The sequence below is a fragment of the Kitasatospora cineracea genome, assembly GCF_003751605.1.
GTDB classification, from domain to species: domain Bacteria; phylum Actinomycetota; class Actinomycetes; order Streptomycetales; family Streptomycetaceae; genus Kitasatospora; species Kitasatospora cineracea.
Genome location: NZ_RJVJ01000001.1, coordinates 1,823,090 through 1,838,416 on the forward strand (window position 1 = coordinate 1,823,090; position 15,327 = coordinate 1,838,416).

Genomic DNA, 15,327 nt, shown 5'->3' on the forward strand with positions numbered 1-15,327 from the left:
GCGGAACCGCCCGCAGGGAGAACATCTCCCTGCGGGCGGTTCCGCGTGTTCGACCGGTCAGTGGCGGCCGGGCTTGCCGGTGTTGCCGCCGATGACGTTCGGCGGGAGGGTGAAGCCCCCGTTGACGGCGCCGCCGGTGTTCCCGCCGGTGGGCCAGCCGTTGCCGCCGCCCTGGGCGTTGTCGCCGGAGGGGGCGGAGGGGCTGTCGCCGGGGTCGGGGGTGGCCGGGGGCTGGGTGGGCTGCGGGATGTCGACCTTCTGGAAGCTGGCCGCCGGGCTGCCGTCCAGGGCGTCGTTCATGGCCTTCTGCCAGATCGGGCCGGGGCCGTCGGAGCCGTAGACCGCGCTGAAGGGCTTGCCGCCGATGCGGATGTTGCGCATCGAGACGTTGCCGCCGACGCCGCCGAGCCAGACCGAGGTGGACAGGTTCGGGGTGTAGCCGGTGAACCAGGCCGCGTAGCGGTTGTCGGTGGTGCCGGTCTTGCCGGCGATCTGGCGGCCGTCGTCGAGGCCGAGGGCGGAGCCGGTGCCCTTCTCGGTCACGCCGAGCAGCAGGGTGTTGATGCCGTCCGCGGTGGTCTGGGACATCGCCTGGTTGCAGTTGGCGCCCGGGACGTGGATCTCCTTGCCGTCGCCGCCGGTGACCGAGGTGATGGCGATCGGCGAGCAGTAGAGGCCGCGGGCCGCGAACGCCGCGTAGGCGGTGGCCATCTGCAGCGGGCTGACCTCCTGGGTGCCCAGGGTCATCGAGGCGACCTGCTGGATCTTGGTGCCGTTGGCCAGGGTGCCGAGGCCGAGCTTGTCGGTCATCTGCTTCACCGGGCAGAGGCCCATCTGCTGCTCGAGCTGGATGAAGTAGGTGTTGACCGACTTCTGCATGGCGATCTGGAGGCTGTAGGGGCCGTGCTCGCTGCTGGACTCGTTGGTCAGCGTCTGCGGGTCGTGGGTGGTGCCCTCGCAGGTGGTCATCTTGGGGTACTCCATGCTGTAGGGCGAGGGGTACTCCTGGGTGATCGGGATGCCGGACTCCAGGGCGGCCGCGGCCACGATCGGCTTGAAGGTCGAGCCGGGGGAGAAGCCGTTGCCGCCGCCCATCGACGCGCCGACGTTGAGGTTCAGCACGGTCTGGTTCTTCGAGGTGTCCAGGCCGTACGGGCGGGTCTGGGCCATGGCGAGGATCTTGCCGGTGCCGGGCTCGATCATGGTGCCGGCGGCGGACACCGGGTCGGTCACGTAGACCTTCTTGGTGACCGCGTTGTACATGGCGCCCTGCTTGTCCGGGTCGATGGTCGTGTTGATCTTCAACCCGCCCTGGGACCACAGCTTCTGACGGTCCGCCGCGGTCGCGCCGAACGCCGGGTCCTGCTTGATCACGTGGCGCACGTAGTCGCAGAAGAAGCCCATGCCCTTGTCCGCGGTGATGCAGCCGTTCTGCGGCTCGGAGTACTTGATGCCGAGCGGCGCGGCCAGCGCGTCCTTGGCCTGCTCGGGGGTGATGTGCTTGTACTCGAGCAGCTTGTTGATCACCGTGTTGCGGCGGGTCTGCGCGGCCTGCGGGTGGGCGATCGGGTCGTACGCCGTGGGGTTCTGCACCAGGCCGGCCAGCATCGCGGCCTCGGGGACGGTGAGGTCCTTGGCGCTCTTGCTGAAGTACCGGTTGGCGGCGGCCTCGACGCCGTACGCCTGGTGGCCGTAGAACGTGATGTTCAGGTAGTTGGTGAGGATCTGGTCCTTGCTCAGGTCCTCTTCCAGCTTGATGGCGTACTTGAGCTCCTGGATCTTGCGGCCCAGGCTCTTCTTGGTGGCCTCGAGGAAGGCGGCCTGGTCGTCGCCGGCCTGCTCGACGAAGACGTTCTTCACGTACTGCTGGGTGAGCGTGGAGGCGCCCTGCGCGGTGGTGCCGGACTCGGCGTTCTTGGTGACGGCGCGGAGCACGCCCTTGAGGTCGATGGCGCCGTGCTCGTAGAAGCGGGCGTCCTCGATGTCGACCTGGGCCTGGCGCATCACCGGGGCCATCTGCTCGGCGGTGAGGATGGTGCGGTCGCGGTCGTACACCTTGGCGATCAGGCCGCCCTTGGCGTCGTAGATCATCGACACCTGGGAGAGCGGGGGCTGCTTGAAGTCGTCCGGGATGTTGTCGAACGACTCGGCGGTGTCCTTGGCGGTCAGGCCGAACGCGCCGACGGCGGGCAGGGCCATGCCGGCGACCAGGACGCCGGCCAGGATCGAGCCGCCGAGGAACTTGACGCCGTGCCCTGCCTTGTCCAAGAGGGAGCCGGTGGATCGCGTAGGTGCCATGGGGAGAACCCTACGTCTCGGAATCCCGTACAAGGGGGCAGGTGTTCGCCTACGCTTGTCACAGAACTGCGACAGCTTCGCTCTGTTCATCGTCATCACTCTTGTGAGTGATGAGCTTTGTCCGATTCGCGGGATTATGTCCGTGATCCGGGCGGGTGTGCAGCGGGCCGCCGTCGCGCACCGTGACGAAAAGGCCCCTTTCCACCCCCGGCAAGGCCCCCGACCTGCAATCACTCCAACGAGTGAGCTACTGGACACCCATAGTCCGATCGGGTCATTCGAGATTGGGCACACAGGGGCTGTTGCGCTGTGCCGTTCTTCCGTAACGTCCTCAACTGGCAACGGTGAATATGCCGTTGCCGCCGTGGGGGAGCCCCGAATCGGGAGAGGACGGCGCCGGGATGGGCTGGGTGGACGACTGGAGCGCGCAGGCGGCGTGCCGCACGAGCGATCCGGATGAACTGTTCGTGCAGGGGGCGGCGCAGAACCGCGCCAAGGCGGTGTGCAGCGGGTGCCCCGTGCGCACCGAGTGCCTCGCGGACGCGCTCGACAACCGGGTCGAGTTCGGCGTCTGGGGCGGGATGACGGAGCGCGAGCGGCGGGCGCTGCTGCGCCGGCGGCCGACCGTGGACTCCTGGCGCCGGCTGCTGGAGACCGCGCGCACCGAGTACGAGGAGTCGCTGGCGACCGGGGTGGTCCTGCGGGACTACGCCCAGGCGGTCTGACGCGACGTCAGGAAGCTTCGTCGGGCGGGCCATCGGCCCTCCCGCGGGTCCACCGGGTCAGGCGGGGGCGCCGGGCCCGGCGGGTCGGGCGGGGGAGCCGAGCCGGTCGCCGATGGACCGGAGGCCGTCCAGGTCGTGGACGTCGCCGGGGAGGGCGGGCACCTCGACGATCGGCACGTCCGGGTAGACCGAGGCGAAGCGGTTGCGGGTGCGCCGCTCCCTCGTCATGATCTGCATCCGCTCGGCGTGCAGCCGCAGCAGCCCGGCGGCCAGGGTCTCGGCCTCCGCGGTGGCGTGCGGGGTGCCGTTCTCCTCCAGGGCCTCGGCGGCGGCCAGCGCGCGCTCGGCGGTGAGCTGCGGGGCGCCGGTGGAGTGCACCCGGTTGAGCACCAGGCCGGCCAGCGGCATGTCGTCGTCGGCCAGCCGGTCGACGAAGTAGGCGGCCTCGCGCAGCGCGTCCCGCTCCGGGGCGGCGACCACCAGGAACGCGGTGCCCTCGGCCTTCAGCAGCTGGTAGGTGCGGTCGGCGCGCTCCCGGAATCCGCCGAACATCGAGTCCGTCGCGGAGACGAACGTCTGGATGTCGGTGAGCAGTTGGGCGCCGAAGATCTTGCCGAGGGTGCCGCTGATCAGCCCCATGCCGACGTTCAGGAACTTCATCGCGGACCGGCCGCCGACCTTGGCGGGGGCGGTCAGCAGCCGGATCACCCGGCCGTCCAGGAAGGACCCGAGGCGGCTCGGGGCGTCCAGGAAGTCCAGCGCGGAGCGGGACGGCGGGGTGTCGACGACGATCAGGTCCCAGCGGTCCTCGGCCCGGAGCTGGCCGAGCTTCTCCATCGCCATGTACTCCTGGGTGCCCGCGAAACCGGCCGACAGCGACTGGTAGAACGGGTTGTCCATGATCGCCTTGGCGCGGTCGGGCTCCGCGTGGGCCAGCACGACCTCGTCGAAGGTCCGCTTCATGTCCAGCATCATGGCCTGGAGCTCGCCCTTCCCGCGGGTGCCCTCGACCACCCGCGGGGTGTTGTCCAGCTCGCTCAGGCCCATCGACTGGGCCAGCCGGCGGGCCGGGTCGATGGTCAGCACCACGACGCGGCGGCCGCGTTCGGCGGCGCGCAGGCCGATCGCGGCTGCGGTGGTGGTCTTGCCGACGCCGCCGGAGCCGCAGCAGACCACGATCCTGGTCCGCGGGTCGTCGATCAGGGTGTCGATGTCCAGCCCGGTCATGCCGCTCCCCGTCGTCGCGGTCGTCGCGTCGCCCGCTGCGGGCGCGCCGCCTGCCGTGCCCGCGCCGTTCCCCGGGCTCACGCCGCTCCCTGCCGCTTCAGCTCGCCCGCCAGCCGGTACAGCCCGGCCAGGTCCATGCCCTCGCCGATCAGCGGCAACTCGTAGGTGGGGAGCCGAAGTTGCTGGAGGTCGGCGCGCTGGGCGCGCTCCAGCTCGACCCGCTCGGCGTGCTCCCTGGCCTGTTCGAGCAGCGGGTCGAGCAGCGGCTCGACGTGCGCCCGGACGGTCTCCGGCTTGCGCGAGCGCCCGCCCAGGCCGGCCTCGCCGAGGGCCAGCGCGACCTCCTCGCGGTGGTCGCCGTCGGCCGCCGCCACCGCAGCCGCGTCCAGTATCGGCGGGCGCACCATGTTGACCAGCACGCCGCCGACCGGCAGGCCGGACTCGCGCAGGTCGGCGATGCCGTCCACCGTCTCCTGCACCGGCATCTCCTCCAGCAGGGTGGTGAAGTGCACCGCCGTCTCCGGGGAGCGCAGCACCCGCATCACCGCCTGCGCCTGGGAGTGGATCGGCCCTATCCGGGCCAGGCCCGCGACCTCGGAGTTGACGTTCAGGAAGCGGGTCAGCCGGCCGGTCGGCGGGGCGTCCATCACCACCGCGTCGTAGCGGCGGCGCCCGTCCGGGCCCTTGCGGCGGGCCGCCTCGCAGGCCTTGCCGGTGAGCAGCACGTCGCGCACGCCCGGGGCGACGGTGGTGGCGAAGTCCACGAAGCCGACCTTCTGCAGGGCCTTCCCGGCCCGGCCCAGCTTGTAGAACATGTCGAGGTACTCCAGCAGCGCCTGCTCGGTGTCGATGGCCAGCGCGTGCACCTCGCCGTGGCCCCGGCCGGGCAGGCCGAGCTGGGCGGGCGTCACGGTGGCGACCCGGCGCTCCTCGTACGGCAGCGCGGCGATCTGGAACAGCTCGGCGATGCCCTGGCGGCCCTCCACCTCGATCAGCAGGGTGCGGCCCCCGTCGGCGGCCAGCGCCAGGGCCAGTGCGGCGGCCAGCGTGGTCTTGCCGGTGCCGCCCTTGCCGCTGACCACGTGCAGCCGGACGCCCTCCCAGTCCGGCTCGCGCGGCGGTGCCTGCTCGGTCGGCCCCGCCGTACCGCTGGTGCCCGCCACGCCCGCTCTCCGTCCGTCGCTCTCGTCCGGGGGCCCGCGGCGCCCCTCACCGCGAGGGTAACCAGCGAGCGCTCCGGATGCCGGGAGCATCCCGGTGGCCCCGGCGAATCATGCCCGCTTTGTGTCCCACCTCACACCGGCCCGGGCGGCTAGAGTCACCCCCATGACCAAGTGGGAATACGTCACCGTGCCGCTGCTCGTGCACGCCACCAAGCAGATCCTCGACACCTGGGGCCAGGACGGCTGGGAGCTCGTCCAGGTCGTCCCCGGGCCGAACCCGGAGCAGCTGGTCGCGTACCTCAAGCGCGAGAAGGAGTAGTCATGGGCCAGGTCGAGCAGAAGCTCGCCGAGCTCGGGCTGACGCTGCCCGAGGTCGCCGCCCCGGTCGCCGCGTACGTCCCGGCGGTGCGCGACGGCGTGCACGTGCTGACCTCCGGTCAGCTGCCGATGGTGTCCGGGAAGCTCCAGCTGACCGGCAAGGTCGGGGCCGAGGTCACCGCGGAGGAGGCCAAGGAGCTGGCGCAGGTCTGCGCGTTGAACGCGCTGGCCGCGGTCAAGTCCGTGGTCGGCGACCTGGACCGGGTCGAGCAGGTCGTCAAGGTGGTCGGCTTCGTGGCCTCCGCCCCCGACTTCACCGGCCAGCCCGGCGTGGTCAACGGCACCAGCGAACTGCTGGGCAAGGTCTTCGGCGAGCGCGGCGTGCACGCCCGCAGCGCGGTCGGCGTTGCGGTGCTGCCGCTGGACGCGCCGGTCGAGGTCGAACTGATGGTCCGGGTCCGGGACTGACCGGAACCGAGCGGAACTGACCTGAACCGGTCGGTGCTGACCGGTGCTGGTCGGTCACCGGCCGGGAGGTTCGGGCGGGGCCCGTCGCCGTGCGCGGTGGCGGGCCCTTCGCGTGCTCGGCGGCGGTGCCGGCGGCCGCGCTGCGGTACGCCTCGGTGAGGCGGGCCCTTCGCGTGCGCGGCGACGGCGGTTAACATCCGTGAACATGCTGGAGATGCCGCAGTCCTGGCCCGACCGAATCCGCGCCCTGGCCGCCGGGGAGCTCGTCCCCGCCCCGCCCCGGGCCTCCGCCACCGTGGTGCTGTTGCGCGAGGGCGCGGCCGGGCCGGAGGCGTACCTGCTGCGCCGGCGCACCACGATGGCCTTCGCCGGCGGGATGTACGCCTACCCGGGCGGCGGGGTCGACCCGCGGGACCGGGAGGTGCGCCCGCCGTGGGCCGGGCCGACGGTCGAGGAGTGGGCCGAGCGGCTCGGGGTGGACGGGGAGACCGCCTGCGCGGTGCTGTGCGCGGCCGTCCGGGAGACCTTCGAGGAAGCCGGGGTGCTGCTGGCCGGGCCGGACGCGGGCACGCTGGTCGAACCCCGGGACTGGGCGGCCGAGCGGGCCGCGCTGGAGCGCCACGAGCTCTCGCTGGCCGAGTTCCTGACCGAGCACCGGCTGGTGCTGCGCAGCGACCTGCTGGCGCCCTGGGCCCGCTGGGTGACCCCGGAGTTCGAGGAGCGCCGCTTCGACACCTGGTTCTTCGTGGCCGCGCTGCCGCCCGGGCAGGCCGCCGCGGACACCGTCGGGGAGGCCGACCGGGTCGCCTGGCTGACCCCGGCCGCGGCGGTGGCCGGGTTCGAGGCGGGCGAGTTCGGGATGCTGCCGCCGACCGTCACCGTGCTGCGCGAGCTGCTGCCGCTGCGCACCGCGGCCGAGGCGCCGGCCGCCGCGGCGGGCCGGACGGTGGACCGGGTGCTGGGCCGCGCCGAGGTGGTCGGGAACCGCATGACGGTGCGCTGGGACGGGTATGACGAGCTGACTATCGACGGCGTGTTCCCGGCGTGAGAACCTTCCCCCGGAACGATCACCCGGCCCCGTGCCGGACCGTACCGCTGCCGGAAACACGCCCACCGTCCTGACGCTCTGACGTTCTGACCTCGGAAGGAGACTCCGATGACCCACAACGACGTGGCTCGCCGGACCTCGGCCACCCCCGCCCGCACCGTCACCCCCCGCGCCGCCGCCTGCGACGGAACGGCGCCCTGGGACACCGCCCGCCCGCTCACCCGCGCCCTGCCCGGCCGGGCCCTGCTCCGCCCGCTGCCGGCCCGCCGGCTCAGCCGCGCCGAACGGGACTCCGAGTGAGCGCGGCGCGGGCCGCCGCGAACGACCCCGAGGACACCGCGTGAGCGGCCTGCTCCCGGGCGACCCCGCCGACGCCGTCGGCGGGGTCGCCACCCCGCGCGCCCAGTGCGTGCTGGCCCCCAACCCGTCCCCGATGACGCTGGACGGCACCAACACCTGGCTGCTCTCCGAACCCGGCTCCGACCTCGCCGCCGTCATCGACCCCGGCCCGCTCGACGAGACCCACCTGCGCCGGATCGTCGACACCGCCGAGCAGCAGGGCAAGCGGATCGCCCTCACCCTGCTCACCCACGGCCACGCCGACCACGCCGAGGGCGCCGCGCGGTTCGCCGAACTCACCGGCACGCCCGTCCGCGCCCTCGACCCGGCGCTGCGGCTCGGCGAGGAGGGCCTGCACGGCGGGCAGCGCCTCGACGTCGGCGGCCTCGACCTGCGGGTCGTCGCCACCCCCGGGCACACCTCCGACTCGCTGACCTTCCACCTGCCCGCGGACGGCGCGATCCTCACCGGCGACACCGTCCTGGGCCGCGGCACCACGATGGTCGCCCACCCCGACGGGCGCCTCGGCGACTACCTCGACTCGCTGCGCCGCCTGCACACGATGGCCTCCGAGTACGGCGTCCGCACCGTCCTGCCCGGCCACGGGCCCGTCCTCGCGGACGCGCTGGGCGCCGTCGACTACTACCTGGCGCACCGGGCGGCCCGGCTCGCCCAGGTCGAGACCGCGGTCGAGGCCGGCTGCCGGACGGCCGCCGAGGTGGTCGCCCGGGTGTACGCCGACGTCGACCCGGCGCTGTGGCCCGCGGCGGAGCTCTCGGTGCGCGCGCAGCTCACGTACCTGGAGGACCGGGGCCTGATCTGAAGCGGCCCGCGGCCCGCGGCCCCGGAACGCCGAACCGCGCCCGGGGGCACCTGGCGGTGCGGTCGGGCGCGGTGCGGTCGGCCGGGTTCAGCGCGAGCGGCGGGAGAGGCGTTCGACGTCGAGCAGGACGACCGCGCGGGCCTCCAGCTTGAGCCAGCCGCGGCCGGCGAAGTCGGCGAGCGCCTTGTTGACCGTCTCGCGGGAGGCGCCGACCAGCTGGGCGAGCTCCTCCTGGGTGAGGTCGTGCGCGACGTGGATGCCCTCGTCGGACTGGACGCCGAAGCGGCGGGAGAGGTCGAGCAGGGCCTTGGCGACGCGGCCGGGCACGTCGGAGAAGACCAGGTCGGACATCACGTCGTTGGTGCGGCGCAGGCGGCGGGCGATGGCCCGCAGCAGCGCGATGGAGACCTCGGGGCGGGCGTGCAGCAGCGGCAGCAGGTCGCCGTGGCCGAGGCCGAGGAGCTTGACCTCGGTGAGGGCGGTGGCGGTGGCGGTGCGCGGGCCCGGGTCGAAGAGCGAGAGCTCGCCGATCATCTCGGAGGGGCCGAGCACGGCGAGCATGTTCTCGCGGCCGTCGGGGGAGGCCCGGTGCAGCTTGACCTTGCCCTCGACCACGACGTAGAGCCGGTCGCCCGGGTCGCCCTCGTGGAACAGCGACTCACCGCGGGCGAGCGTCACCTCGGTCATGGAAGCGCGGAGCTCGGCAGCCTGGTCGTCGTCGAGTGCCGCGAACAGCGCGGCGCGCCGCAGAACGTCGTCCACGAGCTTCCTCCTGCTGGTGTCTGGGCAGTGCTACTCACCACCAAGGATGACGCATGTCGCTCCGATCATATGAGGAGGGGGTGTGCCGGGGTGGGGCCTACGCGGCCATTCGCGCAGTTCGGGTAGGCGTTTCGCGCCACCGGGGAGCTACTCGCCGAGGGCCTGCCGGGCGAAGGCGCGGGTGCCGGCGACGTGGTGGCGGGCGAGGGCGGCGGCGGTCTCGGGGTCGCGGGCCCTGATGGCGTCGAGCAGCTGCTGGTGCTCGGTGCACATCGGGAGGCTGGTCTCGGCGTCGGAGGTGAGCCGGAACAGGCGGCGCAGCCGGCCGTCGAGCGGGGCCATCATGTCGCGCAGCAGCGGGTTGCCGGAGAGGTCGACGATCTCGCGGTGGAAGTCGGCGTTCAGGCTGACCGTCTCGCGCAGCCGGCCGGCCTCGGCGGCCTTGCGGGTGCGAGCCAGGATGCGTTCGAGGCCGCGGATGCCGGCGGGGGTCGCGTGCCGGGCGGCGAGACTGGCGGCCAGGGCCTCCAGGGACTCGCGGACGGCGAAGAAGTGCTCGGCCTCGTCGGGGCCGAAATCGGCGACGACGGCGCCGCGGCGGGCCTGGACGGAGAGGAAGCCCTCGCGTTCGAGGCGCTGCATGGCCTCGCGGACCGGGATCCGGGAGACGCCCATGCCGTCGGCGAGTTCGCGTTCGACCAGCCGCTGCCCGGCGGGGTACTCGCCCTCGATGATCCGTTCGCGCAACTGGACGTAGACGAGGTCCGCCAGCGACTGGTGGGCGTCGCCGAGGGTGTCGGTCATCGGGGGGCTCCAGGCGGAAGCGGGCGGACGGAGCAGGCAGTAGATCAGATCATTCCAGATCGGTGCGGACCGCCCTCTTGTCTGGTATTCGGTATACCAGATAGCTTGGCCGCCCGACCGGCGCGGACAGGACGGCCCCCGCGCCGACCGCCCGCACCCACCCCCCTCAGGAGGCCCCCGTGACCGCCCTCCCGCCACCAGGCCCGCACCTGCTGCTGGACGCCACCCTCCCGGACGGCTCCCGGGCCGACCTGCGGATCGCGGACGGCCGGATCACCGCGCTCACCCCCGTCCCGGCCGGGCGCGAACGGGCCGAACCGGGCCCGGGCGAGGCCGCACTGGACGGGGCACTGCTGCTGCCCGCCCTGGTCGACGGGCACGCCCACCTCGACAAGACCTTCCTCGGCGCGCCCTGGCAGCCGCACCGCGCCACGGCGAACCTGCGCGAGCAGATCGCCTCCGAGCGGACGCTGCGCCGCGAGGTCGCCGCGCAGACCCCGGTGGCGGAGCGGGCGGAGGCGCTGGCCCGCCGGATGGCCGCACTGGGCACCGGCTTCGTCCGCTCGCACGTCGACGTCGACCCGGACACCGGGCTGGACCACCTGCACGCCGTGCTGGAGGCGCGCGAGCGGGTGCGGGAACTGATCGACGTGCAGCTGGTGGCCTTCCCGCAGAGCGGCGTGGTGGCCGAGCCCGGAGTGGCCGGGCTGCTGGACGCGGCGCTCCGCGAGGGCGCCGAACTGATCGGCGGACTGGACCCGTTCGGCTTCGACAACGACGTGGACGGCCAGCTCGACGTGGTCTTCGGCCTCGCCGAACGGCACGGCGCGGGCGTCGACATCCACCTGCACGACGGCGGCGAGGCCGGCGCGGCGCAGCTGCGGGCGATCGCCGGGCGGACCGCGGCGCTGGGCCTGGGCGGGAAGGTCGCGGTCAGCCACGCGTACTGCCTGGGGCAGCTGGCCGAACCCGAACTCACCCGCACCGCCTCGGCGTTGGCGGCGGCCGGGGTGGCCGTGATGACCAACGGCCCGACCCGGACCATGCCGCCGGTGAAGCTGCTGCACGAGCTGGGTGTGCTGGTGTTCGCCGGCTCCGACAACATCCGCGACGCGTGGTGGCCGTACGGCACCGGCGACATGCTGGAGCGGACCACCGTCATCGGCCTGCAGGGTGACCTGATGACCGATCAGGACCTCACGTTGGCGGCCGAGTTCGCCACCGGCCACGCCGCCCGGGCGCTGGGAGTCGAGGAGTACGGGATCGCCGTCGGGCGGCCCGCGAACCTGGTGGCCGTCGCCGCGCACTCGGTGCCCGAGGCCGTCGCCGCGCATCCCGGGCGGCTGCTGGTGCTGCACCGCGGCCGCACCGTGCTGGACCGGCCCGACGCCCTTTCGCAGTAGCGCAGTTCCCCCACGCACATCCGCAGCACCCCGGAAGGACCCCCCACCATGACCCTCACCCCCTCCGCGGACCGGGCCGCCGCCCCGGCCGAACCGCCCGGCCCGTCCGCGGCGTCCGACCCGTCTGCGGCGTCCGGCCGGTCCACGGCGTCTCCGGACCGGCTGGCCAAGGGCCTGATCGGTACTACTGACCTGGTGTTCTTCGTGGTTGCCGCGGCCGCGCCGCTCACCGTGCTGGCCGGGATCGCGCCGTTCGCCATCGGGGTGGGCGGGGCGTCCGCGCCGGCCGCGTACCTGATCTCGGGCGCGCTGCTGGTGCTGTTCGCCGCCGGGTTCACCGCGATGAGCCGGTACGTGCGCAACGCGGGCGCGTTCTACGCGTACGTGGCGCGCGGGCTGGGGCGGACCCTCGGCGTGGTCACCGCCTACGTCGCGGTGGTCAGCTACAACCTGATCACCCCGGGCGTGGCCGCCGCGTTCGGCTACTTCGCGGCCGGCCACATCGAGCAGCGGACCGGTGCGCACGTGCCCTGGTGGCTGCTGTCCGGCGGCTGCGTGGCGGTGGTCGGCGTGCTCGGCTGGCTGAAGGTCACCCTGTCGGCGAAGGTGCTCGGTGTGGCGCTGGTGCTGGAGGTGCTGTCGCTGCTGCTGATGGAGGGCGGGGTGCTGGCCGACCGGGGGACGGCCGCGCTCGACCCGGTCTCCTTCGACCCGTCACTGCTCACCCAAGCCGGGGTGGCGGGCATGTTCGTGCTGGTCATCGGCGCGTTCACCGGCTTCGAGGCGACCGCGATCTACGCCGAGGAAGCCCGCGACCCGGCTCGCACCGTGCCCCGGGCGACGTTCATCGCCATCGGCTTCCTGGCGGTGTTCTACGCCCTGGGCACCTGGATCGTGATGGGGGCCTACGGCACTGATGACGCGGTCGCCCAGGCCCGTGCCGACGGCGGCCCCGACCTGACCTTCCGGGCCGCCGAGCGGTTCGTCGGCCTGTGGCTGTCGGACACCATGCACGTGCTGATCATCGTGTCGGCGTTCGCCTCCGCGCTGGCCTTCCACAACGCCGCCGCCCGCTACCTGTACGCGCTGGGCCGCGAGGGCCTGCTGCCGCGCGGGCTCGGCCGGGTGTCGCCGCGGACCGGCTCGCCCGGGCGGGCGGTGCTGGTGCAGTCCGGGTTCAACGCGCTGGTGATCGGCCTGGGCGCGGTGCTCGCGGTCGACCCGTACCTGGTGGTCCTGCTCTGGTCGAACAGCGTCGGCGTGCTCGGCATCATGGTGATGCAGGCGCTGGCGGCGGTCGCGGTGTTCGCGTTCTTCCGCACCGACCGGCGCGGGATGTCGGCGTTCCGGGTGGTCTGGGCGCCGCTGCTGGCGGCCGCCGGACTGGCCGTGCTGGCGGTGCTCGCGCTGTTCAACTTCGACCTGCTGACCGGGCGCACCGGCCTGGTCAACTGGCTGCTGCTGGTGCCGGTGCCGGTGGTCGCGGCGGTCGGCTGGCTGGTCGCCCGGCGGATCCGGCGCACCGACCCGGAGCGGTTCGCCCGGCTGACCGAGGTCGATGTCGAACGCGACTGAGCGGGCGCGCGCACGGCGGTGGCCGCCCCGGTGCCGGGGCGGCCACCGCTGCCTTGGCGTGCGCCGATCGGTGGACGTTCGTCAGTTGACGAACGTCGGTCCGCTGACGAATGTCGGTCCGCTGACGGTCGTCGATCCACCGACGACCATCAGGTCGTTGATGACCGTCCGTCAGCTGACGAGCGAGCCGTGCTCGGCGACCACCCGGCCGGCCTTCACCACCAGCTCGCGCGGCGGCAGGTCGACCACCACCTGCGGGGTGCACTCGCCGTCCACCAGCAGGAAGTCGGCGGGCGAGCCGGGCGTCAGGTCGGCCCGGGGCAGGCCGAGCAGCTCGGCGCCGCCGTGCGCGGCCAGCTCCAGGCAGTCGGTCAGCTCCTGGTCGGTGCGAGCGTCGGTGGTCCAGCCGAGCAGGTGCGCCCGGTGCAACATGTCGGCGTTGCCGTACGGGCTCCAGGAGTCCCGGACGCCGTCCGAGCCGAGGCCGATCCGCAGGCCGCGGGCCTGCAGCTCGCGGAACGGCAACACCTGGTGCGCGGACGGGGCGACCGTGGTCAGGGCGATCCCGGCGTCCGCCAACAGGTCGGCGGTGCGGGCGAGTTCGGCGGTGGGCAGCTCGGGCAGGCAGAACACGTGGCTGGCCGTGACCCGGCCCTGCAGGCCGGCCGCGACCGTCCGGGCGGCGAGCTCACGCAGCGGGCCGAGGCCGGCCGCGCCGCGGTCGTGCAGGTGCACGTCCAGCAGCACGCCGTACCGCTCGGCCAGGCCGAACAGCAGGTCGAACTGCTCGCGGCCGTCCGCGCTGCCGCCGTCGAAACCGGCCGGGTCGATGCCGCCGACCGCGTCCACCAGGTGTGCGCGGGCCGCCTCGGTCAGCAGCTCCGCCACGCCCGGGGTGCGCACCACGCCGTGTTGCGGGAACGCCACCGACTGCACGTCCAGCTTCCCGGCCAGCCGCTCGGCGGCCTCGCGCAGGCCGGTGGCGCCGGCCAGGCCGTACGCGGGGGCGACGTCCACGTGCGCGCGGACGGCGCGGGTGCCGCGGGTCACCGCGTGGGCCAGCAGGCGGTGCGCGCGCTCGCCGATCGGGGCCCGCTGGTGCTCGTACAGCTCGACGTCGCCGACCACGTACTCCGGGAGGCCGTGCGCCGGGCGGCGGCTGTACCAGGGCTCGCCCCAGCTGGTCTTGTCCGGGTGGATGTGCGCGTCCACCAGCGTCGGCAGCGCGATCCGGCCGCCGCCCTCCAGTACGGAGAACGGGCTTGCGCCCGGCGGGAGTCCGGCGGCCAGGATGCCGTCCACGGCGACCAGGTCGGTGACCGGGCCGCCGAACGGGCGGACCTGGCGGAACAGCGTGACGTGCATGGTGTCGCTCCCGGGGCAGTGCTGAGGCTCGGCCTGACAAGTTCCGGAACCAATCAAACCGCTTCCGAGGGTTCAGTCAACTTGCTTGTCCTGCAAGTGAGTTGACGATTCAGGCTGCCCGGGCGGGGGAGCGTGGGCCGGTCTGCTGGTGGGGACGCGGGCCCCGGCGACCGGAAGGCCGGGGCCCGCGCACCCGGCGGCACGAGCCGAGACGGGGCGGGACACGTAGGGACGGACCGGAGCGGTCCGGAGCGGTCCGGAGCGGTCCGGAGCGGTCCGGAACGGACCGGAGCGGACCGGAGCGGACCGGAAGGGGATGGCGGGCGTGATGGCGGAGCCGGTGCGCGTCGTGGTGGGAGTCAGCGGGTCGCTCGGCAGCCTGGCCGCCCTGCACCGCGCCGTCGCCGAGGCCCGGCGGGCGGTCGGCGGTGCGGGCAGCGGTACGGGCGGCAGTACGGGCGGCGGCGCGGAGGTGCTGGTGCTGCACGCCTGGGAGCCGCCCGGCGGCGAGTTCGGGTACCGGCGCTCGCCCTGCCCGCCGCTGCTGTCCGCCGTCCGGGCCGCCGCCGAGGAGCGGCTGGCCGAGGCGCTGGCGGAGGCGTTCGGCGGGGCCGACCCCGGCGTGCCCGTCACCGCCCGGACGGTGCGCGGCGAGCCCGCCGCCGTCCTGCTCGCCGCCGCGGACCGGCCCGGCGACCTGCTGGTGCTCGGCCCGTCCGGCCCCTGGTGGCACCGCGGCCTGCACCGCCCCGTTCCCACCCGCTGCGTGCGCGCGGCCCGCTGCCCGGTGCTGGTGGTGCCGCGGCCCGAACTCGCCCTGGTGCTGGACGGGTTGAGCGGGCGCGGGGTGGACGCGGAGCTGCGCGGGCTGGTCGGTGCGGGGCGGCGGCCGGGCGGGCGGGGATGAGCGCGGCGACGGTGCCGGGGCGGCTGCCGGCCGACCTGTCGGCGGTGCTGGCGCTGCTCACGGGGCCGGGCTGGCCGCCGGGCTCGGGCTGCTGGGGGAGCT

General features: G+C 73.9%; 15 protein-coding genes. 9 read left to right on the forward strand and 6 right to left on the reverse strand.

Annotation, left to right across the window (positions count from 1 at the left end; all coding sequences use genetic code 11):
• Positions 1 to 57: 57 nt before the first annotated feature.
• Positions 58 to 2,298: a transglycosylase domain-containing protein gene (locus EDD39_RS08355; protein WP_123554448.1), complete on the reverse strand. Its 2,241-nt coding sequence runs from the start codon at positions 2,296 to 2,298 to the stop codon at positions 58 to 60.
• A gap of 401 nt (positions 2,299 to 2,699) precedes the next feature.
• Between EDD39_RS08355 and EDD39_RS08360 the strand changes: the two genes are divergently transcribed.
• Positions 2,700 to 3,023: a WhiB family transcriptional regulator gene (locus tag EDD39_RS08360; RefSeq protein ID WP_030919726.1), complete on the forward strand. Its 324-nt coding sequence runs from the start codon at positions 2,700 to 2,702 to the stop codon at positions 3,021 to 3,023.
• Between the two features lie 57 nt (positions 3,024 to 3,080).
• Here the strand turns inward: EDD39_RS08360 and bagB are convergent, their stop codons facing one another.
• Together bagB and bagA are read right to left on the reverse strand one after the other, a co-directional pair.
• Positions 3,081 to 4,331 carry an ATPase BagB gene (bagB, locus tag EDD39_RS08365; RefSeq protein ID WP_425269665.1) on the reverse strand — a complete coding sequence of 417 codons (1,251 nt, stop codon included), beginning with the start codon at positions 4,329 to 4,331 and terminating at the stop codon, positions 3,081 to 3,083.
• On the reverse strand, positions 4,328 to 5,413 hold the full coding sequence (gene bagA / locus EDD39_RS08370; RefSeq protein ID WP_369794987.1) for an ATPase BagA: 1,086 nt from the start codon (positions 5,411 to 5,413) through the stop codon (positions 4,328 to 4,330). The genes bagB and bagA overlap by 4 nt, the downstream gene beginning before the upstream one ends.
• A gap of 163 nt (positions 5,414 to 5,576) precedes the next feature.
• Between bagA and sp36 the strand changes: the two genes are divergently transcribed.
• The 5 genes from sp36 to EDD39_RS08390 all read left to right on the forward strand — a co-directional run bounded on the left by sp36 (position 5,577) and on the right by EDD39_RS08390 (position 8,409).
• Positions 5,577 to 5,732: a Sp36 family protein gene (sp36, locus tag EDD39_RS39425; RefSeq protein ID WP_014136749.1), complete on the forward strand. Its 156-nt coding sequence runs from the start codon at positions 5,577 to 5,579 to the stop codon at positions 5,730 to 5,732.
• Positions 5,733 to 5,734: 2 nt separating this feature from the next.
• The gene (locus EDD39_RS08375) at positions 5,735 to 6,199 is read left to right on the forward strand and encodes a RidA family protein (protein ID WP_123554450.1); all 465 of its coding nucleotides are present in this window, start codon (positions 5,735 to 5,737) and stop codon (positions 6,197 to 6,199) included.
• Between the two features lie 205 nt (positions 6,200 to 6,404).
• A complete protein-coding gene (locus tag EDD39_RS08380; RefSeq protein ID WP_123560253.1) occupies positions 6,405 to 7,247 on the forward strand; it encodes an NUDIX hydrolase in 843 nt (280 codons plus the stop codon).
• Between the two features lie 108 nt (positions 7,248 to 7,355).
• The gene (locus EDD39_RS08385; RefSeq protein ID WP_123554452.1) at positions 7,356 to 7,547 is read left to right on the forward strand and encodes a hypothetical protein; all 192 of its coding nucleotides are present in this window, start codon (positions 7,356 to 7,358) and stop codon (positions 7,545 to 7,547) included.
• Between the two features lie 40 nt (positions 7,548 to 7,587).
• Entirely contained in the window at positions 7,588 to 8,409 is an 822-nt protein-coding gene (locus tag EDD39_RS08390) for an MBL fold metallo-hydrolase (protein ID WP_030461879.1), read from the forward strand.
• 87 nt (positions 8,410 to 8,496) lie between these two features.
• Here EDD39_RS08390 and EDD39_RS08395 read toward each other — a convergent pair whose 3' ends face one another.
• Both EDD39_RS08395 and EDD39_RS08400 read right to left on the reverse strand, forming a co-directional pair.
• Positions 8,497 to 9,171, reverse strand: coding sequence for a Crp/Fnr family transcriptional regulator (locus EDD39_RS08395; protein ID WP_014136744.1), 675 nt, complete (start codon positions 9,169 to 9,171; stop codon positions 8,497 to 8,499).
• A gap of 147 nt (positions 9,172 to 9,318) precedes the next feature.
• On the reverse strand, positions 9,319 to 9,975 hold the full coding sequence (locus EDD39_RS08400; protein ID WP_123554454.1) for a GntR family transcriptional regulator: 657 nt from the start codon (positions 9,973 to 9,975) through the stop codon (positions 9,319 to 9,321).
• A gap of 179 nt (positions 9,976 to 10,154) precedes the next feature.
• Here EDD39_RS08400 and EDD39_RS08405 point away from each other — a divergent pair, with 179 nt between their 5' ends.
• Both EDD39_RS08405 and EDD39_RS08410 read left to right on the forward strand, forming a co-directional pair.
• Positions 10,155 to 11,378 (forward strand): amidohydrolase family protein, encoded by a 1,224-nt coding sequence (locus tag EDD39_RS08405; protein WP_123554456.1) that lies wholly within the window; start codon positions 10,155 to 10,157, stop codon positions 11,376 to 11,378.
• 48 nt (positions 11,379 to 11,426) lie between these two features.
• Positions 11,427 to 12,953: an APC family permease gene (locus tag EDD39_RS08410; RefSeq protein WP_123554458.1), complete on the forward strand. Its 1,527-nt coding sequence runs from the start codon at positions 11,427 to 11,429 to the stop codon at positions 12,951 to 12,953.
• A 171-nt stretch (positions 12,954 to 13,124) separates the two neighbouring features.
• On the opposite strand, the gene EDD39_RS08415 is transcribed toward EDD39_RS08410, so the two are convergent.
• Positions 13,125 to 14,318 carry an amidohydrolase gene (locus EDD39_RS08415; RefSeq protein WP_123554460.1) on the reverse strand — a complete coding sequence of 398 codons (1,194 nt, stop codon included), beginning with the start codon at positions 14,316 to 14,318 and terminating at the stop codon, positions 13,125 to 13,127.
• Positions 14,319 to 14,646: 328 nt separating this feature from the next.
• On the opposite strand from EDD39_RS08415, the gene EDD39_RS08420 reads away from it, so the two are divergent.
• A complete protein-coding gene (locus tag EDD39_RS08420) occupies positions 14,647 to 15,225 on the forward strand; it encodes a universal stress protein (RefSeq protein ID WP_244256649.1) in 579 nt (192 codons plus the stop codon).
• The last annotated feature ends 102 nt before the right edge of the window (positions 15,226 to 15,327 follow it).